At 72.2% G+C, this 24935-nt stretch carries 20 protein-coding genes; 12 read left to right on the plus strand and 8 right to left on the minus strand.

Annotation, left to right across the window (positions count from 1 at the left end; translation table 11 throughout):
- The first annotated feature begins 28 nt into the window (after nt 1-28).
- The 9 genes from moeZ to AB0J87_RS31870 all read left to right on the plus strand — a co-directional run bounded on the left by moeZ (nt 29) and on the right by AB0J87_RS31870 (nt 9363).
- Complete coding sequence (moeZ, locus tag AB0J87_RS31830; protein WP_363971005.1) at nt 29-1210, plus strand: adenylyltransferase/sulfurtransferase MoeZ; 1182 nt, start codon at nt 29-31, stop codon at nt 1208-1210.
- 45 nt (nt 1211-1255) lie between these two features.
- Entirely contained in the window at nt 1256-1972 is a 717-nt protein-coding gene (locus tag AB0J87_RS31835) for a hypothetical protein (protein ID WP_350725426.1), read from the plus strand.
- A 20-nt stretch (nt 1973-1992) separates the two neighbouring features.
- Nucleotides 1993-3201 (plus strand): S8 family serine peptidase, encoded by a 1209-nt coding sequence (locus tag AB0J87_RS31840; protein WP_363971008.1) that lies wholly within the window; start codon nt 1993-1995, stop codon nt 3199-3201.
- A gap of 207 nt (nt 3202-3408) precedes the next feature.
- Nucleotides 3409-4209 (plus strand): hypothetical protein, encoded by an 801-nt coding sequence (locus AB0J87_RS31845; protein WP_363971009.1) that lies wholly within the window; start codon nt 3409-3411, stop codon nt 4207-4209.
- Nucleotides 4203-5357 (plus strand): S8 family serine peptidase, encoded by a 1155-nt coding sequence (locus tag AB0J87_RS31850; protein ID WP_363971011.1) that lies wholly within the window; start codon nt 4203-4205, stop codon nt 5355-5357. The genes AB0J87_RS31845 and AB0J87_RS31850 overlap by 7 nt, the downstream gene beginning before the upstream one ends.
- Before the next feature lie 22 nt (nt 5358-5379).
- Nucleotides 5380-5739, plus strand: a complete 360-nt coding sequence (locus AB0J87_RS31855; protein WP_350725418.1) for a hypothetical protein — start codon at nt 5380-5382, stop codon at nt 5737-5739.
- Nucleotides 5727-6041 (plus strand): MGMT family protein, encoded by a 315-nt coding sequence (locus AB0J87_RS31860; RefSeq protein ID WP_363971014.1) that lies wholly within the window; start codon nt 5727-5729, stop codon nt 6039-6041. Before AB0J87_RS31855 ends, AB0J87_RS31860 begins: the two co-directional genes overlap by 13 nt.
- A 209-nt stretch (nt 6042-6250) precedes the next feature.
- Nucleotides 6251-8998 (plus strand): CDP-glycerol glycerophosphotransferase family protein, encoded by a 2748-nt coding sequence (locus AB0J87_RS31865; protein ID WP_363971016.1) that lies wholly within the window; start codon nt 6251-6253, stop codon nt 8996-8998.
- 197 nt (nt 8999-9195) lie between these two features.
- Nucleotides 9196-9363: a hypothetical protein gene (locus AB0J87_RS31870; protein ID WP_363971018.1), complete on the plus strand. Its 168-nt coding sequence runs from the start codon at nt 9196-9198 to the stop codon at nt 9361-9363.
- Between the two features lie 9 nt (nt 9364-9372).
- On the opposite strand, the gene AB0J87_RS31875 is transcribed toward AB0J87_RS31870, so the two are convergent.
- Together AB0J87_RS31875 and AB0J87_RS31880 are read right to left on the minus strand one after the other, a co-directional pair.
- Nucleotides 9373-9990: an NUDIX domain-containing protein gene (locus AB0J87_RS31875; RefSeq protein ID WP_363971020.1), complete on the minus strand. Its 618-nt coding sequence runs from the start codon at nt 9988-9990 to the stop codon at nt 9373-9375.
- A gap of 76 nt (nt 9991-10066) precedes the next feature.
- Nucleotides 10067-10723 (minus strand): class I SAM-dependent methyltransferase, encoded by a 657-nt coding sequence (locus AB0J87_RS31880; RefSeq protein WP_363971022.1) that lies wholly within the window; start codon nt 10721-10723, stop codon nt 10067-10069.
- A 242-nt stretch (nt 10724-10965) separates the two neighbouring features.
- Between AB0J87_RS31880 and AB0J87_RS31885 the strand changes: the two genes are divergently transcribed.
- Nucleotides 10966-14073 carry an ATP-dependent DNA helicase gene (locus tag AB0J87_RS31885; protein ID WP_363971024.1) on the plus strand — a complete coding sequence of 1036 codons (3108 nt, stop codon included), beginning with the start codon at nt 10966-10968 and terminating at the stop codon, nt 14071-14073.
- Nucleotides 14067-17354 carry an ATP-dependent DNA helicase gene (locus tag AB0J87_RS31890; protein ID WP_363971026.1) on the plus strand — a complete coding sequence of 1096 codons (3288 nt, stop codon included), beginning with the start codon at nt 14067-14069 and terminating at the stop codon, nt 17352-17354. Before AB0J87_RS31885 ends, AB0J87_RS31890 begins: the two co-directional genes overlap by 7 nt.
- Here AB0J87_RS31890 and AB0J87_RS31895 read toward each other — a convergent pair.
- From AB0J87_RS31895 to AB0J87_RS31910, 4 genes are read right to left on the minus strand one after another with little or no spacing between them, the layout of a single operon-like run.
- Nucleotides 17314-18384 carry a type III PLP-dependent enzyme gene (locus AB0J87_RS31895; protein WP_363971028.1) on the minus strand — a complete coding sequence of 357 codons (1071 nt, stop codon included), beginning with the start codon at nt 18382-18384 and terminating at the stop codon, nt 17314-17316. The genes AB0J87_RS31890 and AB0J87_RS31895 overlap by 41 nt on opposite strands.
- Nucleotides 18381-19925 carry an IucA/IucC family protein gene (locus AB0J87_RS31900; RefSeq protein WP_363971030.1) on the minus strand — a complete coding sequence of 515 codons (1545 nt, stop codon included), beginning with the start codon at nt 19923-19925 and terminating at the stop codon, nt 18381-18383. Before AB0J87_RS31900 ends, AB0J87_RS31895 begins: the two co-directional genes overlap by 4 nt.
- Nucleotides 19926-21410 carry an IucA/IucC family protein gene (locus tag AB0J87_RS31905; protein ID WP_363971031.1) on the minus strand — a complete coding sequence of 495 codons (1485 nt, stop codon included), beginning with the start codon at nt 21408-21410 and terminating at the stop codon, nt 19926-19928. It abuts the gene before it with no gap.
- Nucleotides 21407-22546: a siderophore biosynthesis protein gene (locus tag AB0J87_RS31910; RefSeq protein ID WP_363971033.1), complete on the minus strand. Its 1140-nt coding sequence runs from the start codon at nt 22544-22546 to the stop codon at nt 21407-21409. The genes AB0J87_RS31905 and AB0J87_RS31910 overlap by 4 nt, the downstream gene beginning before the upstream one ends.
- Nucleotides 22547-22692: 146 nt before the next feature.
- Between AB0J87_RS31910 and nudC the strand changes: the two genes are divergently transcribed.
- Nucleotides 22693-23667, plus strand: coding sequence for an NAD(+) diphosphatase (gene nudC, locus AB0J87_RS31915; RefSeq protein WP_363971035.1), 975 nt, complete (start codon nt 22693-22695; stop codon nt 23665-23667).
- Here nudC and AB0J87_RS31920 read toward each other — a convergent pair whose 3' ends face one another.
- Complete coding sequence (locus AB0J87_RS31920; protein WP_185068413.1) at nt 23668-23916, minus strand: mycoredoxin; 249 nt, start codon at nt 23914-23916, stop codon at nt 23668-23670.
- A 99-nt stretch (nt 23917-24015) separates the two neighbouring features.
- Nucleotides 24016-24912 carry an alpha/beta hydrolase gene (locus AB0J87_RS31925; RefSeq protein ID WP_350725394.1) on the minus strand — a complete coding sequence of 299 codons (897 nt, stop codon included), beginning with the start codon at nt 24910-24912 and terminating at the stop codon, nt 24016-24018.
- Between the last annotated feature and the right edge of the window lie 23 nt (nt 24913-24935).

The raw sequence follows: 24935 nt of genomic DNA on the forward strand, positions 1-24935 counted from the left end.
AGGACCCCCTGGAACGGGAGCGTAGAAAGTGTCGTTGCCACCGCTGGTCGAGCCGGCCGCAGAGCTGACCGTCGACGAAGTGCGCCGCTACTCGCGCCACCTGATCATCCCCGATGTGGGTATGGCGGGGCAGAAGCGGCTGAAGAACGCCAAGGTGCTGTGTGTGGGCGCCGGGGGCCTGGGCTCGCCCGCGCTGATGTACCTCGCGGCGGCGGGCGTCGGCACCCTCGGCATCATCGACTTCGACGTGGTCGATGAGTCCAACCTGCAGCGCCAGATCATCCACGGCCAGTCCGACGTGGGCAGGCTGAAGGCCGAGAGCGCCGCGGCGTCCGTCCGCGAGATCAACCCCCTGGTCGACGTCGTCATCCACAACACGGCGCTGACCACGGAAAACGTCATGGAGATCTTCTCCGGCTACGACCTCATCGTCGACGGCACCGACAACTTCGCCACGCGCTACATGGTGAACGACGCCGCGGTGCTGCTCGGCAAGCCGTACGTCTGGGGCTCGATCTACCGGTTCGACGGCCAGGCCAGCGTGTTCTGGGCCGAGCACGGGCCCTGCTACCGCTGCCTCTACCCGGAGCCCCCGCCTCCCGGCATGGTGCCGTCGTGCGCCGAGGGCGGCGTGCTCGGCGTGCTGTGCGCGTCGATCGGCTCCATCCAGGTCAACGAGGCCATCAAGCTGCTGACGGGCATCGGCGACCCGCTGGTCGGGCGGCTGATGATCTACGACGCCCTGGAGATGAAGTACCGCGACGTCAAGGTCCGCAAGGACCCCGAGTGCGTCCTGTGCGGCAAGAACCCGACGGTCACGCAGCTCCTCGACGACTACGAGGCCTTCTGCGGCGCCATCTCGGACGAGGCCGCCGAGGCCGCCAGCGGCTCCACGATCACCGCGGTGGAGCTCAAGGGCATGCAGGACCGCGGCGAGAGCATCTTCCTCGTCGACGTCCGCGAGCCCAACGAGTACGAGATCGTCTCGATTCCCGGCGCCACGCTGATCCCCAAGGGTGAGTTCCTCAACGGCTCCGCCCTGGAGAAGCTGCCGCAGGACAAGCGCATCGTGCTCCACTGCAAGTCCGGCGCGCGCTCGGCCGAGGCCCTGGCCATCGTCAAGAACGCCGGGTTCTCCGACGCCGTGCACGTCGGCGGCGGCGTTCTGAGCTGGGTCAAGACCGTGGACCCGAGCCTGCCCTCCTACTGATGGTTTCCGGAGTGTTATCCGGAAGGCCCGGTTAAGGTCGGTGGCGTGAACACTGCCCGTCCGTGGCCGACGCTCGTGGTGGCCTCCGCGCTGACCCTGGTCTGCGCGGTGGCCGCCGGGGTGTCGGGCAGCGCGGCGGGCACGGAGCTCACCCGGGGCCCCAGCGCCGCCGAGCTCCAGGCGGCGGCCAGACGCGAGGTCGCCGAGCGCTGGCGCACCTGGCCCAGCGGACGTATCTTCCCCGCCACATTGCCGTACTCCGCCGAGCAGGGCGGCCGGGAACGTGCCAGCCGGATCGGCATCTCGCCCGGGACCGCCTGCGACCCGGTCGACCCCAAGGCGGTCAAGGCCCTGCGCAAGGCGGGCTGCAAGGGCCTGCTGCGGGCCACCTACATCGACGCGCTGCGCGGCGTGCTCGTCACGATCGGCGTGGTCGCGCTGCGTGACGAGCCGGACGCCGTACGCGCGAAAGCCGCCTTCTCCGACAGCGGCAAACCCGTGCCGGGCCTGTATCCGCTGGCCTTCAGCGGCACGGTCGCCGACCGCTTCACCCCCGGCGTGCGCCAGGCCGGCTCGGTACGGCAGGCGGGGCCGTACCTGGTGCTGACCACGGCGGGCCAGGTGGACGGCCGGCCCGCGGACGCGGCGGACGAGCAGCGGCCCTCGATCTTCGCCTTCGCGACCGAGATCTCCGAGCGGGTGCTGACCGACCTGAGCACGCCGCGGATGCCCGACTGCACGGCCGAGGAGTGGCGGTGCTGAGCCGGGGCAGTACGGGGGTCATGCTCAGGCGGGGAACGGCGGCCGTGGCGGCCGGGATGCTGCTGTGCGCCGCCGCGCCGGCGTGGGCGGACGACGTACGCGGCGGGCAGCGGCCGGTCATCAAGACGCTGGCGCTGACCGAGGCGTGGCGCACCAGCAAGGGCGGCGGCGTGACGGTGGCGGTGCTCGACTCCGGCGTCGATCCGCACCATCGCGACCTGGCCGGCTCGGTGCGGGTGGGCAAGGACTTCACCGACGGCGCGAACCCGCCGGGGGTCGCCCCGAGCCGCCTGCACGGCACGTACATGGCCTCTCTGATCGCCGGGCACGGCCACGGCGATGGGGGAAATCTGGGGATCATCGGCGTTGCGCCCGAAGCGGACGTACTGTCAGTAAGGGTCATCCTTGAGGATGAGGAGCCGGGTTTCCGGGAGTTCAACTCGGCGGAGCGCTTCGAGGACGTGGTGGCCCAAGGCATTCGCTACGCGGTGGACGAGGGTGCGGACGTGATCAACATGTCGATCTCCAAAGAGCTGGCGACCAGGGAGGAGCGGGCGGCCATCCGCTACGCCATCTCCAAGGGCGTCGTGCTCGTGGCCGCCGCCGGCAACGACGGCGACCGGAAGATCGACGGCGACTTCGCCCCCTACTCCTATCCGGCCGCGTTCCCCGGGGTGGTCTCGGTGGGGGCGACGGACCGGCGGCTGCGGCGGGCCACGTTCTCCAACTGGAACTCCTCCGTGCTGGTGGCCGCCCCGGGCGTGGACATCATGGGCGCGGGCCCGGGCGACGAGTACTGGGTGGGCAGGGGCACCTCGCAGGCGACCGCGCTGGTCTCGGGCATAGCCGCCCTCATCAAAGCCAAATATCCGGGCATGTCGCCGCCGCTCGTGGCCCGCGCCCTGACGGCCAGCGCCACCGACAGGCCCCCGGGCGGGTACGACACCGGCACCGGCTTCGGCGTCGTGAACGCGGCCAGAGCCCTGTCCGAGGCCCGCAAGCTGGCCGGCTACACCGAGGCCGCCGCGGGCGACCAGGCCCACGACCCGGCCGCGCCGCTGGCCGGCGGCCGGACGGCCCCCATCCAGGTCGTCGTCAGGGACGAGAGGCGCGTCACCGTCTACGCGGCCGTCGCCGCCGCGGCGGCCGTCGGCGCATTCGCTTCCCTGGGCGTCATATTCATCCTGGTCAGGCGCGTACGTCGGGTGTACAGCTCACAAGACGCATGATCCGCCTACTAAGGGGGACGAAATAGACACGGGACGCCAACGGCTCCCCAGCCCGCCCCACGCAGTGAGGCAACGGGCAGGGAGGACGGCGAGGATGAGGCGGTGGTGAGGGCTCGTAGGTCGACTTCAGGGCTACCGCGTTCCGAGGGCGGGGCCACGCCGGAACGGAGGAATCCGCTCGGCGCCACCACCGGCCGGCGGTCGCGTGTGCGTACGTGGCCGGCCGCGGGTTCACGCACGCGTGCGGCCGCCAGGGACCGCGTCGAGAGGGAGACGCTCCAGCAGGGCGTCCGGTATCGGCGCATCTTCGTGATGCTGCTGAGCGTCATCGTGGTCGTGTCGTCCGTGGTCGTGCTGCTCGGCACGGTCGGCCTGTTCGCCGAGACCCGCTCGCGCCCCCTGACTCCCTCCGAGCAGAACCAGTACAAACAGGAGGAGATCGCCAGGCGCTGGCAGGCGTGGCCGGCGACGGGCGTCTTCCCGGAAGAGGTCAAGTACCTCGGGCTCGACCGGGCCCAGCAGTACGCCAGGCGCGTCGGCATCGCCCCCGAGACCGAGTGCGGCAAGGGCGTGGACGCCTCCGTGGCCGGGGTCCTGGAGAACCACGGCTGCGTCACGATGCTGCGGGCCACGTACGTCGACCAGACGGCCTCGTTCGTGATCACGGTCGGGGTGGCCGTGCTGAAGGACGAGGCGTCCAGGGTCTCGGCGAGCGAGGAGCTCACCCAGGACGACCGCGTGGGCGTGCTGCCCGTCGCCTTCCCCGGCACGGTGACCGAACGCTTCGGCCCCGACCAGCGCCAGCGCACCGGCTGGGTGGGCGCCGGGCCGTACATCGTGTTCTCCACGGCCGGCTACGCCGACGGCCGGACCAGGGCCGCGATCCCGCCGGAGGAGATCCTGCACTCCGAGCTGTGGCCGGCCGCGAAGTCCGTCGGCAACCAGATCGCCTACTTCCTCGCGGACCCGCCCAAGGTGCCGCCCTGCACCCAGGGGAACGTGTGCTAGCGACCGTACGCGCGCTCACCGCGGCCCTCCTCGTACTGGTCGGACCCACCGCCGACCCCGTGCGGGAGCAGCAGCAGTGGGTGCTCGACGCCCTCAACGTCGAACAGGCCTGGACCGTCACCAAGGGCGAGGGCGTCACCGTCGCCGTCGTGGACAGCGGCGTGGACGACCAGGTCAAGGAGCTGAAGGGCCGGGTGACCGCGGGCCCCGACATGACCGCGGGCGCGGTGGTCAAGGAGGCGGCGCCGGGCCGGCACGGCACCGCCATGGCCGGGCTGATCGCGGCATCGGGGCAGGACGACGGGCTGGTCGGCGTCGCCCCCGAGTCACGCATCCTGTCGCTGCCCATGGTCACCGACGACAACCCCGAGCTGGGCGTCCCGCCGCTGGACGATGAGGAGCAGACCTCGGAGAGCCCCCTCGCGCGGGCCCTGCGGTACGCGGCCAACCACGGCGCCAAGGTCATCAGCATGTCCATCGGCTCCTACGGCCCGGTCAGGTCCGAGCGCGAGGCCGTCTCGTACGCGCTCGGCAAGGGCGTCGTCCTGGTCGCCGCCGTGGGCAACGACGGCCTGACCAACTACGCCAGGGAGAACGGCACCTCCTACTGGAGCTTCCCGGCCGGCTATCCGGGGGTCATCGGCGTGGCGGCCACCGACAAGCAGGGCAAACGGGCCACGTTCAGCAGCGACAACCTCTCCGTGCTGGTCGCCGCGCCCGGCGTGGGCGTGCCGGTGGTCAAGCGCAAGAGCGGCTACGAGCTCTCCGAGGGCACCAGCTCGGCCGCCGCGCTCGTGGCGGGCGTGGCCGCGCTCGTCAAGTCGCGCTATCCGGACCTGCCGCCCGAGCAGGTCGCCCAGGCGCTGGCCTCCAGCGCGCGGGGCCGGCCCGCCCCGGGATACGACGACCAGACCGGGTTCGGGGTGGTCGACGCGGCCGCGGCGCTCAACGCCGCCGAGCGGCTGACCGGTGAGCAGCGCAGCGTCATGTCAGGTCAGGACCACTTCGGGCAGGGCGAGGACTCACCCGTGCCGACCAGGCCGGGGCCCGATCCGCTGCGGCTGTGGTTGTACGGGGGAGGCGTGCTGGTCGCGCTGGTCATGTTCTGTGGCGCGATCATCGTGCTCAATCAGCGCAAGGAACAGTAAAGATCCGCTATGGTCCCGCGTCATGGGATACGAGCTGCGGGTGGTGCGCGAGTCGCCACTCGCCTTCGCGGAGCTCGCGAGGGCCATCGCACCGGCCGGTTTCGGGCTGCGCGGAGATGATGAGATCGTGGCCGCGCACAGGGGCGGCACGCACGCGGTGGCGCGCTGGCAGGGCCACCTGGTCGGCGAGCCCGGCTCCGACTGGCAGGTCGCGCAACTCGTCCGGCTCTCGGCCGCGCTCGGCGCCCGGCTCGTGGGCGAGGACGGCGAGGTCTACGCGCTGCGCGACGGCGTCATCGAGGTCGTGACGGGCGGCAGCGCGATGGAGATCGGCAAGTTCGAAGAGATCATCGAAGCGGGCCCGGCGGCATGGACCCCCTGAACCCCTTCGCCGAGCGGGTGCTCGACCTCGTCGAGCGCATCCCGCCCGGCAAGGTCATGGCCTACGGCGACATCGCCGAATACCTCGGCGAGGGCGGCCCCCGCCAGGTCGGCAAGGTGATGTCGACGTGGGGCGGCGGCGTGCCGTGGTGGCGCGTCGTCCACGCCGACGGCACCTGCGCGGCCCCTGACCACCTGCAACGCTGCCTGGCCCATTGGCGCGAGGAAGGCACCCCGTTACGGGGCGAACGGGTGAGCATGAGAGAAGCTCGCTGGGACGGGCCTTCAGCGGATTTTCAGTAAGGGTCATGACCTGCCGTTTTGCCGAACCGGCGAATTTGTGACATGTGACTCGCATTACCATGGGCAGAACACTGAATGGCGGCCCGAAAGGCGGTGCCACCCCAATGGCCACCGGCGTCACAGCCCAGAGCCAGGGCGGCGATTCGCTCGCCGACCGCCTCAAGGCTGTCCAGGATCTTTGTGATCGTGGAGAGCCCCTCGAAGCGGTCATGCGAGCCGTCGGCCCCGGCGGTCGCGACGCGGCGTACGACACCGAGGTGCTGAGCGGCCCACTCGGGTCCCGCATGGACCTCGCGGTCAAGCGCGGCGCGGCACGGCGGCGCGAGATGCTCGACCTCGTCCGGCCCTACCTCGCGGCCGTGGACGCGCGCGTCAAGCACGACCTGCCGGTCGCGCGGCGTGTCATATGTCACCTGATCGAGCACCGGCCCGACGAGGAACTCGTCGAGGGCGAGACGCTCACCAAGGTCGTGACGGCCGCCGCCGAACCGTCCAAGCGCATCCGCAAGGGCCTGCGCTGGTACGCGGACCTGCCCTTCCGCGACGAGCTCTCACCCGACCTCTACCGGCTGCGTCGCGCCGACATGGTGCCGGTGACCCACATCGACGACATCGTCTGGGTCGACGGCAAGCTGCGCGTCACCGGGTTCGCGTACCTGGCGGGGCTCTCCGTCCGCAGTCGCAGGTTCAACTGGGCGACCGTGGTGCTGCGCGGGCCGCGCTGGCTGCCGCCCATCCGCATGCGCACGCGGCGCGTGCTCGCGCCCGAGGCCACCCATGGCGCGCGCGAGCCCGGCTGCAACTACGACTGGTCCGGGTTCAGCGCCGAGCTGAGCCCGTGGCCGCTGCGCTGGCGCGGCGCCGTACGCGATGTGGTGTCCGCCGTGCGGCGGCGGATGCGGCACCGCCCGTCCGTGCCCGACACGACCACCTGGCGGGCCGAGATCGTGTTCTGGAGCCGGGGCGCGCGGGCCACGGGCCTGCTGCGCGGCTCCTCGGTCGGCCGTCCCGAGCGTCCTACCGGGCTCAAGCTGAAGCCGGGCCTGTGGATCCGGCCGGTGTGGACGTCCGACCGGGCGCTGCAGATCGTGCTCCAGCCCAACCGGGCCGAGCTGAAGGGCGTGTCCGTCGAGGGCGAGCGCCTGGAGCTGAAGATCTCCCTGCCCGGCCGCACGGTGACCAAGGGTCACGCCCGCCTGGGCGGCCACCGCATCGCCGCCGACTTCACCCCGGCCGGCGACGGCACGGAGGTCACGGTGGGGCTGGCCGTGCCCACCCTGCTGCAGGAGAAGGACGGGCGGCGGCTCTGGGTCGAGCCCAAGGGCGATCCGGCGGCCTCCGTGATGCTCGCCGACCTCGTGGAGACCCGCACGCCCGTGGGCGACCGCGAGATCACCGTGCTCGGCGACCGCCGTGACCGCGTGGTCGTCTCCGCCCACCGCATCCGGCCGGTGATCACCTCGGCCGTCTGGGACGGCTCCGCGCTCCTGCTGCGCGGCCACTATCCCGACGCCCCTGGCCCCCGCACGCTGACGCTGCGGCACCGCTCCGGGCTGTCCTATCTGCTTCCTATGGAGCGCTCCGGCGAGGAGTTCTCCGTACGCGTCGAGCCCTCGGCCATGGACCGCTTCGGCGAGCCCGTGCCGCTCGCCTCCGGCACCTGGAACATGTCGATCCGGCACCCGTCGGGCGAGATCGTGCCGCTGCGCATGGACCACGCGGCCCTGCCGGGGCTCGACGAGGAGCCGCGCACGCTCGACGGGCACACGTACCGGATGATCTCCACCCGGTTCGACGTGCCGGTCGTGACGGTCGAGGAGGCCCGGCCCGCCGACGAGCGGGGTGTGGCCGGCACCCACGTGCTGCGCCGCGTGTTCTACCCGGCCCAGCGCACCGAGCCGCTGAACGACGCGACCGTCTACGTCGTCAACGACGGCCGCCTCTACGCCGACAGCGTCCGCGCCATCTACGAGGAGCGGCTGCGGCGGGGCGACGACCGCGAGCACATCTGGGTCGTCAAGGACGGCGCCTTCGTGCCGCCCGGCGGCGCGACCGTCATCCGCGCGGGCAGCCGCGAGCACCACGCCGCGCTGGCCAGGTCCCGCCACATCGTGACCAACTCGTTCCTGCCGGTCTGGTTCAGGGCCCGCGAGGACCAGGTCGTGCTGCAGACCTGGCACGGCACCCCGGCCAAGCACATCGGCAACGACCAGTCCCACATGGCGCGCGACCCGAGGCCGCCGATCTGGCACCGCCAGGCGGCGGAGGTGCGCGGCTGGGACCTGCTGCTGTCGCAGTCGCCGTGGGCCACGCCGGTGCTGCGCAAGGCGTTCGGCTACAAGGGCGAGATCCTGGAGAGCGGGCTGCCGCGCAACGACGTCCTCAACTCGCCCGACCGCGAGGCGCTGGCCGCCGCCGTGCGCGAGCGGCTGGGGCTCGTGGAGGGCAAGCGGGTGATCCTGTACGCGCCCACGTGGCGGGACTACGACCGCAAGAACGCCATGGTCAAGCTCGACCTCGCCAAGGCGCGCGAGGCCCTCGGGGCCGATCACGAGATCCTGGTGCGGGCGCATCCGATGCAGGCGGTGCCGGCCGTCCCGGACATCGCCCACGACGTCACCACTTATCCCGATATTGCCGACTTGCTGTTGGTGGCGGATGTGCTGGTGACGGACTACTCGTCGGTCATGTTCGACTTCGTGTGCACCGGCCGGCCGATCGTGTTCTACGGCTACGACCTGGCCAAATACTCGACCAAGCGAGGGCTCTATCTGGACCTGGCCGAGCAGGCGCCGGGGCCGGTGCTGTCGACGTCGGCCGACGTGATCGAGGCCCTGCGCGACATCGACTCCGTGTCGGCGGCCCACGCCGACCGGTACGAAGCCTTCCGCGCCACCTTCGCCCCCCGCGACGACGGCAAGGCCACGGCGCGCGTCGTCGATCACCTCTTCTCGTAGTCGCCGCTCCACGGGCGGGCTGCTTCCCGCCCGTGGGGGCTTTCATCCTTTACGGCTGCGCACGGCGGGCCGCGCGCCCGTCAAGGCCTTCGTTCTTTACGGCTGCGCACGGTGGGCCGCACGCGCCGACGTCGGTGGCCGTCCGTCATGGCCGGTCGTGAAGGCTCACGGGCTGCTCGCCGTGACGACGCACATCCTTGACCGGCTCCGTGGTCAAGGACGCGCCACTCCCCGCCCCCACTCACCCGCCGCCCCGCACCACCCGCCCGGGGGCCGTCCCCGTCAGCGCCCGTTCGCCGTACGACGTCCAGCGCCTTCAACGCGAGCTCTCCGTACGGCGCCTCGCCCCGTCCTGGCCGTCCTGAGCGGTGGCGTTAGAAGAGGTTTGGGAGGTCGGGGAGGAGGAAGCGGCGGTTGGGGTCGTAGTCGGAGGTGAGGTCTTCGGTGCGGTGGAATCCGCCGTTCGGGAGGTTCTCCACCAGGAGGTAGAGAAGGGATGACATGGTGGTGCCGCAGACGATCTCGCCGCTCTCGATGAGCTTGCGGAGGCGCGAGGCGTGCACCCACTCCACCCGCTCCGCCTCGCACGGGTCCGACGGCGGGCCGATGCGGGTGGCCGAGTCGGCGCGGTAGATGTGGTGCAGGCTGTCGGTGAAGCCGTTGGTCGGCTGGATCGACAGCAGCGGGCGCAGGGGGCCGGGACGCCAGCCCGTCTCCTCCTCGACCTCGCGCGCGGCCGCCGCCTGAGGCATCTCGCCCTCGTCCACCTGGCCCAGCGGGATCTCCCAGCCCCACGTGTCGGTGATGAAGCGATGCCGCCAGATCAGCAGCACCCGGTCCTGGTCGTCGGTGACGACCGCCCCCGCGCCGGGTGCGATGCGTACGAGCCGGTGGTCGAGGCGGCGCCCGTCGGGGAACTCCACATCCGCCACCCGGATGTCCAGCCACGGGTCCGCGTACAGCGACCTCTCGGAGTGGACCTGCCACCGCATGCGATCAACCTCCACACCGAGGCGAAATGTTGACCCTACGTTACAAGCCGGAACGCTCCGTGGGCGAGGTTGCCGATCACTTCCGCAGTTCGATGTCGAGCGCCAGGGGCGACGTGTGGATGTCGTACGTACGGAAGCGCGTCCGCGCGATAAAGTCCTCGAACTCCGGCTTGGTGTACGCCCGCCGAGGCAGGAAGGACCGCAGGGCGAACTTCGTGAAGACCCTGGACAGGCCGCTGATCCCCATCCGGGCCACGTCGGCGTCCACGGCCTCCTTGGACACGTCCCTGCGCAGGTCGATGACGAGGGCGTGGCCGCCGGGCCGCAGCACCCGGTGCATCTCGTGGAGCGACCCGACGGGGTCGGAGAAGTTCTTGAACGCGGCGCAGCAGACGACGAAGTCGAAGCTCCCGTCCTCGAACGGCATCGCGGAGGCGTTCCCGCGGCGGAAGTCCACCCGGACCCCGGACTCGGCGGCCTTCGCGCGGGCGATCTCGACGAACGTCTGGCTGATGTCGAGCCCCGTGACCGTGTAGTCGCCGGTCGCGGCCAGGGCGATCGACAGGTTGCCGGGCCCGGGGGCCACCTCTAACACCTCGCTGCCCGGCTCGGCCAGCTCGCGCACCCGTTCGACCTGGTCGGAGAACCGGTCGGGCGACCTGTCGTTGCTCGCGGCGTACCAGCGGGCGATCGCGCCCTCCATGCCGACGCCCTTGTATCCCTTGTCAGTCATAGAAACACGATATGTCGCGTCTAGGGGAAGTCAAGATATATCGCGGTAACGCCGTCGGCGAACATGAGGGCGGCGTGTCGCGCGAGAAAGTGGAGATTCGCCCCGATACGGTAGGCGGATCGCGTGGGGAGACCGGGCAAGTCGGCACGATCTGTCCCTGTGGTCTGGTGGAATCTAGTGCTGTGAGTGGTCAGACCTGGCGGTTGGTGCGACGCGGCAACAGTGGACCTGTTGCGCCCCCTGTGCTCGATGAGCACCAGCGTGCCGTGGTCGCCCACCGGAGCGGCCCGCTGCTCGTCCTCGCAGGTCCGGGCACCGGCAAGACCACCACGATAGTCGAGAGCATCGTCGACAGGATCGAGCGCCGCGGCGTCGACCCCGAGCGCGTGCTCATCCTCACCTTCAGTCGCAAGGCCGCCGAGGAGCTGCGCCAGCGGGTCACCGCCCGCCTGCGCCGCACCACCCGCACGCCGCTGGCCCTCACCTTCCACTCCTACGCGTACGCGCTCCTGCGCCGCGAGGCCGTGCTCGAGGGCAAGGCCCCGCCGCGCCTGCTGACCGGTCCCGAGCAGCTCCTGGAGATCCGGCGGCTGCTCCACGGCGAGCTGGAGAGCGGCGCGCTCGACTGGCCGGTGTCGCTGCGCGAGCCGCTCAAGACGCGGGGCTTCGCCGAAGAATTGCGCGACTTCCTGTCCAGGGCCAGCGAGCGCGGGCTCGACCCCGAGCGGCTGATCGCCCTCGGCAGGCTGCACGGCAGGGGCGACTGGGCGGCGGCGGGCAGGTTCGCCGAGCGCTACCAGGACAGGTTCGACCTCGACCCGGAGGAGACCTACGACTACGCCGAGCTGATCGGGGCCGCCTCGGCGTTACTGGCCCGTCCGGAGGTGCGCGAGCGGGAGCGGGCGGCGCACGACGTGGTGTTCGTGGACGAATACCAGGACACCGACCCGGCACAGGAGTTCCTGCTGGCCCAGCTCGCCGGCGACGGGGCCGACCTGGTCGCCGTCGGTGACCCCGACCAGTCGATCTACGGCTTCAGGGGCGCCGACGTGCAGGGCATCATGAAGTTCCCCGAGCGGTTCAAGACCAGGGACGGCCGCGAGGCGCCGGTGCTGGCGCTGCGGGTGTGCCGCAGGAGCGGGGCCGACCTGCTGGAGGCCTCCCGCCGAGTTGCGGCCCGGCTTCCGGTGGCGCCCATGCCCGACCACGCGTACGGGCACGAGCACGACCACCGCGACCTGGCGCCGCTGCCCGACGCGGACGCCGGCGACGCGCGGGTGCTGCTGGCCGACAGCACCAGCCAGGAGGCGGCGATCGTGGCCGACACCCTGCGGCGCGCGCACCTGATCGACGGGGTGCCGTGGCACCGGATGGCGGTGCTGGTCCGCTCGGCCAAGCGCCAGGTGCCGCTGCTGCGCCGGGCGCTGGTCAACGCGGGCGTGCCGACGATGATCGCGGGCGACGAGGTGCCGATCGCGCAGGAGCCCGGCGTGCGGCCGCTGCTCACCATGCTCCGCGTGGCCATGGACCCCGCCCAGCTCGACGAGGGCGTGGCCGAGGAGCTGCTGACGGGGCCGCTCGGCGGCACGGACATGATCGGCGTACGCCGCCTCCGCCGCGCACTCAAGATCGCCGAGAACGAGGCGGAGGGCACGCGCTCGTCCGGCGAGCTGCTGGTCGCGGCCGTGCAGGACGTCAGGGAGCTCATCCGCGTCGAAGATCACGTCGCCGTCCCCGCCGAGCGCGTGGCCAAGCTCCTTGCCGCCGCCCGCGAGGCCGCGCAGGAGGAGGGGACGGCGGAGGACCTCCTGTGGGCCGTGTGGCACGCCAGCGGCCTGGCCGGGCGCTGGACCGAGCAGAGCCTGCAGGGCGGCCCGAGGGGCGCGCAGGCCGACCGCGACCTCGACGCCGTGGTGGCCCTGTTCGACCACGCGGCCCGGTTCGTGGACCGGATGCCCAAGGCGGGCCCTGAGGTGTTCATCGACGATCTGGCCGCCCAGGAGATCCCCGGCGACACGCTGGCCGACCGGGCCCCCGACGGCGACGCCGTACGCGTGCTGACCGCCCACCGCTCCAAGGGCCTCGAATGGGACGTCGTGGTCGTCGCGGGCGTGCAGGAGGGCGTCTGGCCGGACCTGCGGCTGCGCGGGTCGCTGCTCGGCGTGGAAGACCTCGTCGAGGTGGTCGAGGGCACCAAGCCCAACGCCGCCTCGCTGGTCTCCAAGCTGCTGGCGGAGGAGCGCAGGCTGTTCTACGTGGCCGCCACCAGGGCCAGGCGCAGGCTGGTGGTGACCGCGGTGGGCGGTGAGGACACCGACGAGCGCCCGTCCAGGTTCCTGTCGGAGCTGATGCCGGGAGCGGTGGAGTCGGCCACGGTGGACGACCGGGCCCGCTGGCTGAACATGTCCGCCCTGGTGGCCGACCTGCGCAGCGCGGTGACCGACCCCACCAAGCCCAGGAAGATGCGGCAGAAGGCGGCCAGGCAGCTCGCGCGCCTCGCCGCCGCGGGCGTCCAGGGGGCCCACCCCAACGACTGGTACGCCCTCACGCCCATCTCCGACGACCGCCCGCTGAGCTGGCCCGACGACGTCGTCAGCATCTCGCCCTCGGCGGTCGAGAGCTTCACCAAGTGCGGCCTGCGCTGGCTGCTGGAGACGGCCGTCGGCGCCGCGGGCACCAGCACCGCCCAGGGCCTGGGCAACATCATCCACGCACTGGCCGTCCTGGCGGCCACCGACCTGCCCAGCGAGGACCTCCTGGGCGACCGCCTCAACCAGGTCTGGAACGACCTCGACTTCGGTGGCGTCTGGTACAACCGCAAGCAGCGCCAGGTCGCCGAGCAGATGATCGGCAAGTTCCTGCGCTGGCACAAGGAAAATCCGCGCGAGCTGGTGGCCCTGGAGGAGGCGTTCACGGCGATGGTCACCGAGGGCGTCCAGATCAAGGGCCGCGTCGACCGGGTCGAGCGCGACTCCGACAACCGCGCCGTGATCATCGACCTCAAGACCGGCGGCTCCAAGCCCAAGGCCGGCGACCTCGACCGCCACCCCCAGCTCGGCGTCTACCAGCTCGCCGCGCTGCTCGGGGCCTTCGCGCGCCACGGCATGACCGAGCCGGGCGGCGCCGCGCTCGTCCAGGTCGGCAAGGCGGCGGGCAAGAACGACGCGCTGGAGCAGGCGCAGCCCCCGCTGGCCGACGACAAGGACCCGGGCTGGGCCGCGGACCTGGTCGACACGGTGGCGACCGGCATGTCGGGGCCGTTCTTCCAGGCCAAGGTCAACGACGGCTGCCGCACGTGCGCGGCCAGGGCGAGCTGCCCCGTCAACGACAACGGGGGCCAGGTGTGCTGACCCCCGCCGAACTCGCCGGCAAGCTCGGCATCCTGCCCCCCACCCGTGAGCAGGCCACGGTCATCGAGTCCCCGCTGGAGCCCATGGTCGTCATGGCCGGCGCGGGCTCGGGCAAGAGCGAGACCATGGCCGGTCGCGTGGTCTGGCTGGTCGCCAACGGCCTGGTCAAACCGGAAAACGTGCTGGGCCTGACCTTCACCCGCAAGGCCGCCGCCGAGCTGGCCAACCGGGTCAGGGAGCGGCTGAACGGCCTGGCCGAGGCGGGCCTCGTGGAGCCGGGCGCGCTCGACAACGAGCCGACCGTGTCCACCTACCACGCCTACGCCGCCCGCCTGGTCACCGACCACGCCCTGCGCGAAGGGCTGGAGCCCACCATGCGCCTGGTCACGCCCGCGGTGTCGTGGCAGCTCGCGTCGCGGGTGGTGGCGATGTACGACGGGCCGATGGACCGGATCGAGCTGGGCCCGCCGTCGGTCACCGCCGCGGTGCTGGAGCTGGCCGGCGAGCTGTCGGAGCACCTGCGCTCGGCCGGCGACGTGCGGCGGATGGGGGAGTGGCTGCGGGGCAGGCTCGACCTCCTGCCCGGCAGGACGACCGTGGCCCAGCGCAAGCCGCTCGGCGTCCAGTCCGCCAGGGAGCAGCTGCTGCCGATGGTGGAGGCGTACGAACGGCTCAAGCGCGGCCGGGAGGTCATCGACTACGGCGACCAGATGTCGCTGGCCGCCAGGATCGCCGCCAACCACAAGGAGGTCGGCGAGATCGAGCGCGGCCGCTACTCCGTGGTCCTGCTCGACGAATACCAGGACACCAGCCACGCCCAGCTCGTCCTGCTGCGCTCCCTATACGGCGGCGGCCACCCGGTCACCGCCGTGGGCGACCCCTGCCAGTCCATCTACGGCTGGCGCGGTGCCTCCGCGGGCAACCTCCGCCGCTTCCCCCAGGACTTCCGCGACAGCTCCGGCGACCCCGCCGAGGTCCGCCAGCTCAGCGTCAGCTTCCGCAACGGCGACCGGGTGCTCGACGTCGCCGCCCGCGTCCAGCTCCCGCTGCGCATGGAGGCCCGCGAGGTGCCGGTCCTGGTCCCCGGCCCCAACCGGGTCGACCGCGGCCGGGTCACCTGCGCCTTCCACGAGACGGCCGAGGACGAGGCGAAGTGGGTCGCCGACGGCATCGCCAGGATCCTCGGCGCGGAGACGGCGCCCGACGGCCTGCCCTGGGGCGAGAAGGAGCGCAAGAAGACGCTCGCCGTGCAGCCCCAGGACGTCGCGATCCTGGCGCGCAAGCGCTCGCAGTTCCCCGCGCTGCGCAGAGCGCTGGAGGAGCGCGACATCCCGGTCGAGGTGGTCGGTCTCGGCGGCCTGCTGACCGTGCCCGAGGTGACCGACATCGTGGCCACCCTGCGCGTCCTGTACGACGCGACGGCCGGCGACGCGCTGGCCAGGTTGCTGGCCGGGCCACGCTGGCGGATCGGGCCCGCCGACCTGCGCGTGCTGGGCGAGCACGCCAGGCTGCTGGCCCGCGAGCTGAGCGAGAGCGGCCGGGAGGAGGATCCGCTCGACCAGGTGGTGGCCGACCTCGCCGAGGAGCGCGGCAGCCTGGTGGACGCGCTGGACGAGCTGCCCGACCGGGAGGAGTGGCTGGAGGCGTTCTCGCCGCTGGCCCGCACCAGGCTGGTGGCGCTCGCCCAGGAGCTGCGCCGGCTCAGGGCGCACACCGCGCAGCCGCTCCCCGACCTGATCAGCGAGGTCGAGCGCACGATCGGCCTCGATGTCGAGGTGGCCGCGCGCAGCGGCACGACGAGCACGTTCGCGGCGCGGGCCGACCTCGACGCGTTCCTCGACGCCGCGTCCAGGTTCGCGGGCGACGCGGAAGACCCGACGCTGGGCGCCTTCCTGGCCTACCTCCAGGCGGCGGAGAGCGAGGAGTTCGGGCTGGAGGCGGGCCGGGTCGGCGACAGCAACAGCGTCAAGCTCATGACCGTGCACGCCTCCAAGGGTTTGGAGTGGCCGATCGTGGTCGTGCCGGGCCTGTCGCAGCTCGTCAGCTCGAAGGGGACGATCGCGACGGGCAGCATCTTCCCCGCCACGCCGGTCATGAACAGCCGCTGGACCGAAAACCCGCGCAAGCTCCCCTACCCGCTCCGCGGCGACGCCGCCGACCTGCCGAGGCTGAGCGGGCTGAGCAAGGAGGAGCTGGGCGCGTTCGACGAGCACTGCCGCGAGCGCGACCTGATGGAGGAGCGCAGGCTGGCGTACGTGGCCGTGACCCGCGCCCACTACCACCTGATCGCCTCCGGCTACCGCTGGGGGAGCGCCACCAAGCCACTGGAGCCGTCCGACTTCCTGCTGGAGATCCGCGACACCGCCGACCGCGTCTCGGTCTGGGCCGGCGACCTGGCCGACGGCGCCACCAACCCGCTGCTCGCCGAGCCCGCCGAGGCGATCTGGCCGGTCACGCCCGAGGGCCTGCGCTACGAGTCCGTGCTCGACGGCGCCCGCCTGGTCGAGGACGCCCTGGCCGGGGCGCTCGGCGACGACGAGGAGGACGACGAGCAGCTGCGGACGTTCGAGGAGGAGCGGCTGCGGGCCTGGGAGCGCGACACCGACCTGCTGCTGCGCGAGCGGGAGCTGCACCGGCGCCGGCCCGCCACGATCGTCGAGCTGCCGGTCAAGCTGACCGTGTCGTCGCTGGTCACGCTGGCCGGCGACCCGCGCGAGCTGGCCCGCAGGATCCGCCGCCCCGTCCCGGTCAAGCCCGCGCCGCTGGCGCGCCGGGGCACGTCGTTCCACAAGTGGCTGGAGACGCGGTGGGACCAGCAGCGGCTGATCGACGATCTGGAGCTGTACGACGAGGAGCTCGAAGAGGCGGATGTGCGCCTCGCCGAGCTGCAGGAGCGGTTCGAGCAGAGCGAGTGGGCCGATCGGCGGCCGGTCGATCTGGAGGTGCCGTTCGAGACCATGATCGCCGACCGGCTCGTGCGCGGGCGGATGGACGCGGTCTTCGAGCTGCCCGACGGCGGCTACGAGGTCGTCGACTGGAAGACCGGCGAGCCGCCCAGGGGGAAGAAGGCCACCCGGGTGGCGGCGGTGCAGCTCGCGGCGTACCGGCTGGCCTGGTCGCACCTGGCGGGGGTGCCGCTGGAGAAGGTGCGGGCGGCCTTCCACTTCGTACGCGCCAACCGCACCGTGCGCCCGGTCGACCTGCTCGACGCCGACGGCCTGGTCGCGCTCATCGAGGGGGTCAGGCTCGTAGATGGTGGAAAGCCGGCTTCGGATGCATGAGGAAGTCGTGGTGGGAGATGTTCCAGGCGTAGGCGCCGGCCATCTCGAAGACCACGGTGTCCCCGACGCGAGCCGAGGTCACGATTTTTCGGGAAAAAACGTCCTTTGGGGTGCATAGCTGGCCGACGAACGTGATCGGCTCGTCCGCCAGGCCCGGCCCCTTGCCCGTGGGCAGGATCGTGAACGGCTGGTCGTGGCCCTTGGTCGCCGGCGTCCGCAGGTGGTGGGTGCCGCCCAGCAGGATCGCGTACGCCTCGCCGCGCACCCGCTTCACGTCCACGACCCTGGTCACGTAGGAGCCGCAGTACGCCGTCAGTGCCCGGCCGGGCTCGATCCGCAGGCGTTTCCCGCGCCGGACGGCCGCGAGGCCCGCCCCGTACGCCGCCCAGTCGAACCTGGACTCCGGCGCCGCGTACGACACCGCCATGCCGCCGCCCAGGTTGACCTCCTCGTGCTCGTTGTCCAGCAGGGCCTTGGCGAGGGTCAGGAGCTGAGGGGCGTCCAGGCCGCTGGCCAGGTGGGTGTGCAGGCCGCGCAGGCGTACCCGCTCGGTGAACAGCGGCAGGCACTCCGCCACGCCCTGCTCGTCCATGCCGAACGGCCCGCTCATCGTGAGCGCGGCGCCCTCGACCGGCAGGTCGGGGTTGAGCCTGAGCAGCACGTCGGCCTCCAGGCCGGTGGCGAGGAGGCGGCGCAGCTCGTTCGGGGACTCGACGTGGATGCGGTGGTGCGGCAGGCGCAGCTCGGCGTCGGTCTTGCCGGGGCCCCCGAGCGCGACCGGCTTGCCCGGGAACAGCGTCGTGACGTGCGCGTGCTCGCCCGCCGACGACGCCTCGAACCCGTCCACGTGCCCGGCCAGCACGCGCAGCAGCTCGGCGTCCGGATTGGCCTTGACGGCGTAGTAGAGCTCGACCCCGCCGAGCGCCCGCCGTACGGAGGCGGCGTGCTCGTCCAGCGCGGGCAGGTCGTACAGGTAGGCGGGGGCCTCACCGAGGCGCAGCGCGGCGTCCTGGACGCGGTCGGTGATCATGCGAGCGGGTTCGCGATCGGGACGTAACCGGCGGCGCGGTCGGCCGCCCGCGCCCAGCGGACGCCCAGGTTCGCCTTGGCGGGCAGCGGCGCGCCGGCCAGCAGGTCCGACAGGGGCAGCGGCCGGCCGAGCTCGTCCGCCTGGCCGGCGAGCAGGTCGCGGGCGATCCGCCACAGCTCGCGCAGCAGCCCGTCGTCCGCTCCCGCGACGGTGGCGGCGATCTCGGTGAGGTGGTTGACGAGCAGGCAGTACACCACGCGGGCCCAGCCGCGCTCGGCGTCGTAGGTGAGGGCCGCGGCCACCTCGGGGTGCAGGCCGGCGAGGTCGTGGCGGCCGGCGACCAGCTTGGTGCCCTCCAGGTCACGGAAGACGGCCTCCGCGGGGAGCCCGTCCGCGTCCAGGCCGACCAGGACGTTCTGCAGGTGGGGCTCCAGAACGACGCCGTACGCGAAATACAGCTCCAGGACGGGCAGCGCGACCGCCGCCACGTACGCCCGCCACCAGGCGAGCGGGTCCTTGACCGGCGCGCCGAGGGCGAGCGCGGCGGCCAGCACCGGGGTCACGCCGGGGGAGCAGGCGGTCCAGGGGCTCTGCCGGACGATCACGCCCAGGCCCTCGTGGAGCCGGGTGCCGAGGGCCGCCGAGCGGTAGCCGGGCTCGGGGAGCCAGCGGGTGGCGGGGTGCCTGTTGGCGACCTCCTTGAGGATCGGGCCCAGGCGGGAGGTGAGCTCCACGGCGCCGGCCAGCTCGTACCAGGCGTTCTTGCGCACGCAGTTCGTGATCCGCACGTCCAGGGAGAACTTCAGGCACGCCTCCGCGCCGGGCGCGTACACGGTCCGTACGGACGACGTCGGCAGGACCACCGGCCCCTGCCCCAGGTCGATCAGCTCGGCCCCGAACGCGGGCCTCAGCAGCTCCACCTGCCACGGATGCGCCGGAAGCAGGCGGTAGCCGCGCGGCGCCTCGCCCATCGTGTCGAGCACCGACGCGTCGCCGCCCTCGGCCAGCACGTCCTCGCGCACGCCGAGCAGCCGGACGGGGAACTCGGCGTGCGCCTCGGGCGCGTAGCGCAGCCAGCCGTCCCCGCCGCGCGCCTTGGGGCTGGGGTGGAAGGGATGGCCGAACACCAGCGACTGCTCCGAGGCCAGCCACGGATCGGCGGGCGGGACGGCGTCCTCCCGCGCGCGCAGGATCATGGCCACCGCCTCGCGGCTGGCCGTCACCTGCTCGGCGAACTCGCCGTTCGCCCCGTGGAGGTCGGACTCGACCATCCGTACCAGCTCGCCGGTCGTCAGCGGCTGCCAGGCGCCCTCCTCAAGGCGCTCAGGCCGGCCGTCGAAGCGCAGCGCCGCGCCGCCGTGGGTGCGGACCCGCAGCAGCGTGCCCGCCACCCGCAGCAGCAGGTACGGCGGCGCGGGCCAGACCAGACCGCGCGGCCCGGCCACCTCCCGCACGCAGCAGCGCAGCAGGGCCGCCAGCGTCGCCTCCTCGGCTGTTTCCTCAGCCGGCGCAGAGGGCGCGTCGAGGGCCGGAGCGTGCATTCAAGCTCTCCTCAGGTAGTTGGGCCCGCTGGTGCCGTAGAACTTGTTGACGTCGCGGGCGCCGGAGCGTTCCTTCGCGACGAGCGTCCCAGCGGTGATCATGGACTTGCCGGTGAGCCTGGCCGCGTCCAGGGTCCTGGCGCGCAGGATCCTGGCCATGGGGTCCTCGCCGTACTCGTCGAGGGCCTCGGCCAGCGTGCCGCGCAGCAGCGCCGCGGCCTCGGCGTGCGGCATCGCCCCGAACGCCACGGCCGCGGCGGCCAGATGCAGCGTGATGGTCACGAACACGTCGGCCAGCGCGTGCGGATCGTCGTTCAGCATCCGCTCGTCGGCGAACGCGGGCACCTCGATCCCGGCCGCCCGCAGCCTCGCGGGTGAGGCCAGCAGCCCGTCGTTGTCCTTGACGAGCAGCCGCGTCCGGTCGCCTTGGAAGACGAGGGCGAGGTTCTGCTGGTGGGCTTCGAGGGCGACGCCGTAGCGCACGAAGAGCCGTACGTTCCAGCGCAGCAGCAGCCGCAGGTAGGCGGGGACGACGTCGCCCACCTCATTGAGCACCCCGGGCGCGCCCAGCGCGGCCACCGGCACGATCTTCCCCTCGGGCAGCCGCCTGACCATCCAGGCCAGGTACTCGTGCCCGGCGTGCGCGTGGACCTGCTCGTCGGCCAGCACCACGTCCGGGCCGGCCAGCTCGCGGAGCAGCAGCTCGGCCTTCGCCCCGTCGCCGAGCGTGCCCGGCTTGATCGACCGTCTGTTCCGGGCGCCCAGGGTGCTGATGGGGAGGGGCAGCTTGAGATGGGTACGGGGGTCGATCTCGACGGTCCGCATGGACAGGGTGGGCCGCACGGTCAACCGCGCCTCGTCGAGCAGCCGTACCCCGTCGATCTTCCGCACCTCGCCGGCCGTCAGCGGGTGGACGGGGAACAGCACCTCGTCCGGCCCCACCTCCCACCCGCCCGCGTCGGCGGGGAAGTGCCCGGCGGAGCCCGGCGCGAGCGCCCGGCGGGGCACGGCAGCCCACCGCAGCTCGAACGAGGGCGCGAACTCCGGCGCGTACGCCAGCAGCTCCTCCTCCGACAGCCCCACCCGCGCCCGGGACGTCGGATAGACGGGATGGTCCACGAAGGCGGCCAGCGCCTCATAGGACGGCCCCCGCGCGAGCACCTCCCCGGCATGCGAGTCGTGCAGCTCCAGAGCGGTCAGGGCCGCCAGGCACTCCTCGAAGAAGGCCGCGACCCCCTCCGAGTCCGCCGGGTCCGCCACCTCGACCAGCGTCTCCAGCACCTGCTCCAGCCCGAGCCGCTCCTCCGAGGTCACCACGAAGTCCTGGAACAGCGCGCCGGGCTCCAGTCGCACCCACCGGCCGTCCGCCAGAAGCAGCCCCGCGCCGTCCTTGGTCCGGCTGATCCGGGAGGACAGCCCGCCGTAGTCCTCGCGCAGCAACGCGTTCAGGACCCGGGCGGCCAGATAGGCCTCCCGATCGCTCATTCGACCACCCACGGACGCGCGGCCCGGTAGGCCTCGACGGCCGCGTCCACGGCGGCCCGGGAGGGCCCGACGGCACGTACGACGCCCAGATAGTCCCGGTTCGTGTGCGTGAGCGAGATGACGTCCCCGACGGCCCGCAGCGGCCGGTGCCACAGCCGGACGTCCCCTTCGACGAAGGCCTCGGCGCCGGGGGCGTCCTTGACGGTCCCGGCCCGGTCGGCGACGAGGCTGACCGCACTCCCGTACGACGAAATTTCCGGAATGTCGGGCACAGCCTCCCCGAGATGCACCCGCAGGATCCACTCGAACAGCGGCACCCCGAGCACATCGCCGAGCAGGAAGTCGCAATGGTCGCCGATCACCCGGTAGTTCACCTCGACGATGCGGGGCCCTCGCGGAGTGACCACGTACTCGGTGTGGCACGCCCCGAACCCGACCCCCAGCGCCCGCAGCGCCGCCAGCACGTGCTCGTGCGTCCCGTCCCGCGGCGCCCAGTCGAGCCGTTCCTCGATGAAGTACGGCAGCGCCCCCAGCGTCGTCTCGAACCCGCCGAGCACCCGCGTCCCGGACGCGTCCCCCAGCGTCTCCAGCGTCCGCAGCGGCCCTTCCAGGTACTCCTCGACGACCAGCGTCTCGCCCGGCCGCCGCTTCCTGACCAGGGCCACCGCGCCGGCCAGGTCGCGTTCGACGAGCATGACGTCCTCGCTGGCCACGCCCTCACGCGGTTTCAGCACGACCGGGTAGGGGAGGCGCTCGGGCACCGGATCGCCGGGGGCGAGCCGGATCGACCACACCTGCTCGACCCCGGCCTCGAGGAGCCTGCGACGCGTCAGGAACTTGTTCTTGGCGGCCACGCAGGCCCGCCAGTCCTTCCCGGGCAGCCCGAAGTAGGCCGCCGCGAGCGCCGTCTCCGCCTGCAGGTGGTCGGAGTTGGTGAAGATCGCGTCCGGCCTGCCGAGGCTCTCGACGGCGTCGATGAGGGCCCGCGGGTCGCGCACGTCGCACGCCACCGCGTACGGATGCCGCTCCGGCCGATCCGTCAGGACCGTGACCTCCAGCCCCAGCGCCTCGGCCGCGGGCAGGAAGCCGTCCGTCACGGAATCGGTTGTTTTGAGCGCGGTCAGGTAGAGCCGCAACGCGAAGGCACCCCCGAAGGATCAGGTAAGGCTAACCTAACTCGTCGATCTTAGCCCCAGAGAGATCACCCCGGGGCCCGGATACCGTAATCGCCGGCTAACTGCGAGGTCATAGGATGACAGGGGATTTCGGGAGGGGACGGCCTGTGGAGACGACCGCGGAAGAGCAACTCATCGGGCCTCTGCTTCTGGCACGCGGCACCATCGACAGATCCTCGGCGCTGCGGGCCAACGAGCAGTGGCTGGAGCAGGCGTGGACCGATCCGTCGACCAGGGTGCTGGTGATCGACGACGGTCACACGCTGGTGCGGCGGTCGGGAGACGCGGTGCAGGCGGTGCTCTACGCGCCGGCCGACGCGCCGCCGGGCGAGCGCTACCTGCTCGGGGTCGAGGACGGTGTCGCCTACTTCGCGGTGGCGGCGCCGCTGCCCAGCGGCCCCGGGGGCGACGTCAACGGGCGCGTGACGGTGCCCATGAGCCTGCGCGACACGCCCGAGGGTGAGCCGGTGGCGGCCGGGCTGCGCCAGGTCGGGGGCCTGCTCGGCGACCGCGACGCCGGCCTGCTGGTCTACGCGGTGGCGCTGGAGGCCTGGCACACGACCCACGAATACTGTCCGCGCTGCGGCACCCGCACCGACGTGCGGGCCGGCGGGCACATCCGCGTCTGCCCGCAGGACGGCAGCCAGCACTTCCCCCGCGTCGACCCCGCGGTGATCATGCTGGTCCGCGACGAGGACGACCGCTGCCTGCTCGCCCGCGGCCCGCAGTGGCCGGAGGGGCGGCTGTCGATCCTGGCGGGGTTCGTGGAGCCGGGGGAGTCGCTGGAGCACGCCGTCGCCCGTGAGGTGGCGGAGGAGGTCGGCGTCACCGTCGTCCGCCCGCGCTATCTCGGCAGCCAGCCCTGGCCGTTCCCGCGCAGCCTCATGCTGGGCTTCTTCGCCGAGGCGATCTCGACCGAGCTCACGCCGGACGCCGAGGAGATCGCCGAGGCCCGCTGGTTCTCGCGCGAGGAGCTGGCGCGAGCGCTGGAGTCCGGCGAGCTGCGCCTGCCCCCGCCGGTGTCGATCGCCCGCCGCCTGATCGAGACCTGGTACGGCGGCGAGCTGACCGGCGACTGGTGATCAGGCGGCCCCGAGCAGGGCCTTGACCTCGAGAGCTGAAGGGTTCGTGCGCACGACGCGGCCGTCGGGGGTGTCGATCACCACGGTCGGCACCACCTGGTTGCCGTTGTTGACGCTCATCACGAACTCGGCCGCCGACGGGTCGCGCTCGATGTCGATGTCCTTGAAGCTGATGCCCTCGCGGGTGAGCTGGGACTTGAGCCGCTTGCAGGGGCCGCACCAGGTGGTGCTGTAGACGGTGAGCGCCATGTCGGGAGATCCCTCCGGAGATCAGGAAAATAGGCGCTCCTTGCAACAACCGGACTGTGCAAGTTCATTCCTGAGGCGGGGGTGTCCCGCCTCGGGCGCTCAGCCGATGCGCTCGGCGATCCAGGCCTGCACCTGCTCGGCCACCCCGGGCTCGCGATAGAGCGGGTTGCTGTGGTTGATGCCCGGCTGGGTGATCACCGTCACCGGCACGCCGACCTGCCCCAGCATCGTCTTGAGCACCTGGCTCTGCAGCGGCGGCACGAACTCGTCCTTGGAGTGCACGGTCAGCATCGGCGCGTCCTTGCGGCTGGCGTGCCAGGCCACCTCCATGCTGGCCCAGACCCGCGAGCACTTGCCCTTGGGCGCGCAGCCCCCGGCCAGGCGGATGGCGGCCGTACGGAGCTTGCGCTTGTTGGGGTCGTCGGACTTCTCGCCGTCGGAGTAGGCGCGCAGCGGCGAGATGATCGGCGACAGGCCCACGACGCCCTTGAGGCCGGAGATGCCGTCGCCGTACGTGCCCACGGCCGCCGCGATGTGGCCGCCGGCGGAGAAGCCCACCACCACGTAGTTGCTCGGGTCGAACGCCCACCGCTCGGCGTGCTTGCGGGCCAGCGCGATGGCGGCCAGCGCGTCCGAGCGCTGCGCGGGCCACACCGCGTCGCCGGAGAGCCGGTAGTTGAGGTTGAAGACCGTGTAGCCCAGCTCGGCGTACTGGCGGACGATCTCCTTCATGTAGCGCTTGTCGCCGCCCGACCACCAGCCGCCGTGGATCAGGAAGACGCCGGGGCGCTGCTGGCCGTCGGGCGTCCACCAGACGTCCATGGCTTGACGTGCCTGGGGGCCGTACGAGACGGTCTCGGAGGCGAAGTCGCCGAGACCGTACTGGTCGACGACATCGGTGGGGCCGGGCGTCGGCTCCTTGTTGGCGCTGGCGGCCACGGGTGTGAGCACGACGGCAGCGAGCGCGAGCACGCCCGCGAAAACCGCAGTTCGCACGGCCTTCCTTTCCCCCATGCAGA

Origin of the sequence: Nonomuraea sp. NPDC049625, from assembly GCF_040675285.1 — a bacterium.
Classification (GTDB): domain Bacteria; phylum Actinomycetota; class Actinomycetes; order Streptosporangiales; family Streptosporangiaceae; genus Nonomuraea; species Nonomuraea angiospora_A.

Coding starts and splice junctions, on each gene's coding strand:
- AB0J87_RS31900 (WP_363971030.1), bottom strand. CDS start 19,925: ATGCACGCTCCGGCCCTCGACGCGCCCTCTGCGCCGGCTGAGGAAACA.
- AB0J87_RS31880 (WP_363971022.1), bottom strand. CDS start 10,723: ATGACTGACAAGGGATACAAGGGCGTCGGCATGGAGGGCGCGATCGCC.
- AB0J87_RS31855 (WP_350725418.1), top strand. CDS start 5,380: ATGGGATACGAGCTGCGGGTGGTGCGCGAGTCGCCACTCGCCTTCGCG.
- AB0J87_RS31875 (WP_363971020.1), bottom strand. CDS start 9,990: ATGCGGTGGCAGGTCCACTCCGAGAGGTCGCTGTACGCGGACCCGTGG.
- AB0J87_RS31895 (WP_363971028.1), bottom strand. CDS start 18,384: ATGATCACCGACCGCGTCCAGGACGCCGCGCTGCGCCTCGGTGAGGCC.
- AB0J87_RS31860 (WP_363971014.1), top strand. CDS start 5,727: ATGGACCCCCTGAACCCCTTCGCCGAGCGGGTGCTCGACCTCGTCGAG.
- AB0J87_RS31920 (WP_185068413.1), bottom strand. CDS start 23,916: ATGGCGCTCACCGTCTACAGCACCACCTGGTGCGGCCCCTGCAAGCGG.
- AB0J87_RS31905 (WP_363971031.1), bottom strand. CDS start 21,410: ATGAGCGATCGGGAGGCCTATCTGGCCGCCCGGGTCCTGAACGCGTTG.
- AB0J87_RS31840 (WP_363971008.1), top strand. CDS start 1,993: ATGCTCAGGCGGGGAACGGCGGCCGTGGCGGCCGGGATGCTGCTGTGC.
- AB0J87_RS31865 (WP_363971016.1), top strand. CDS start 6,251: ATGCGAGCCGTCGGCCCCGGCGGTCGCGACGCGGCGTACGACACCGAG.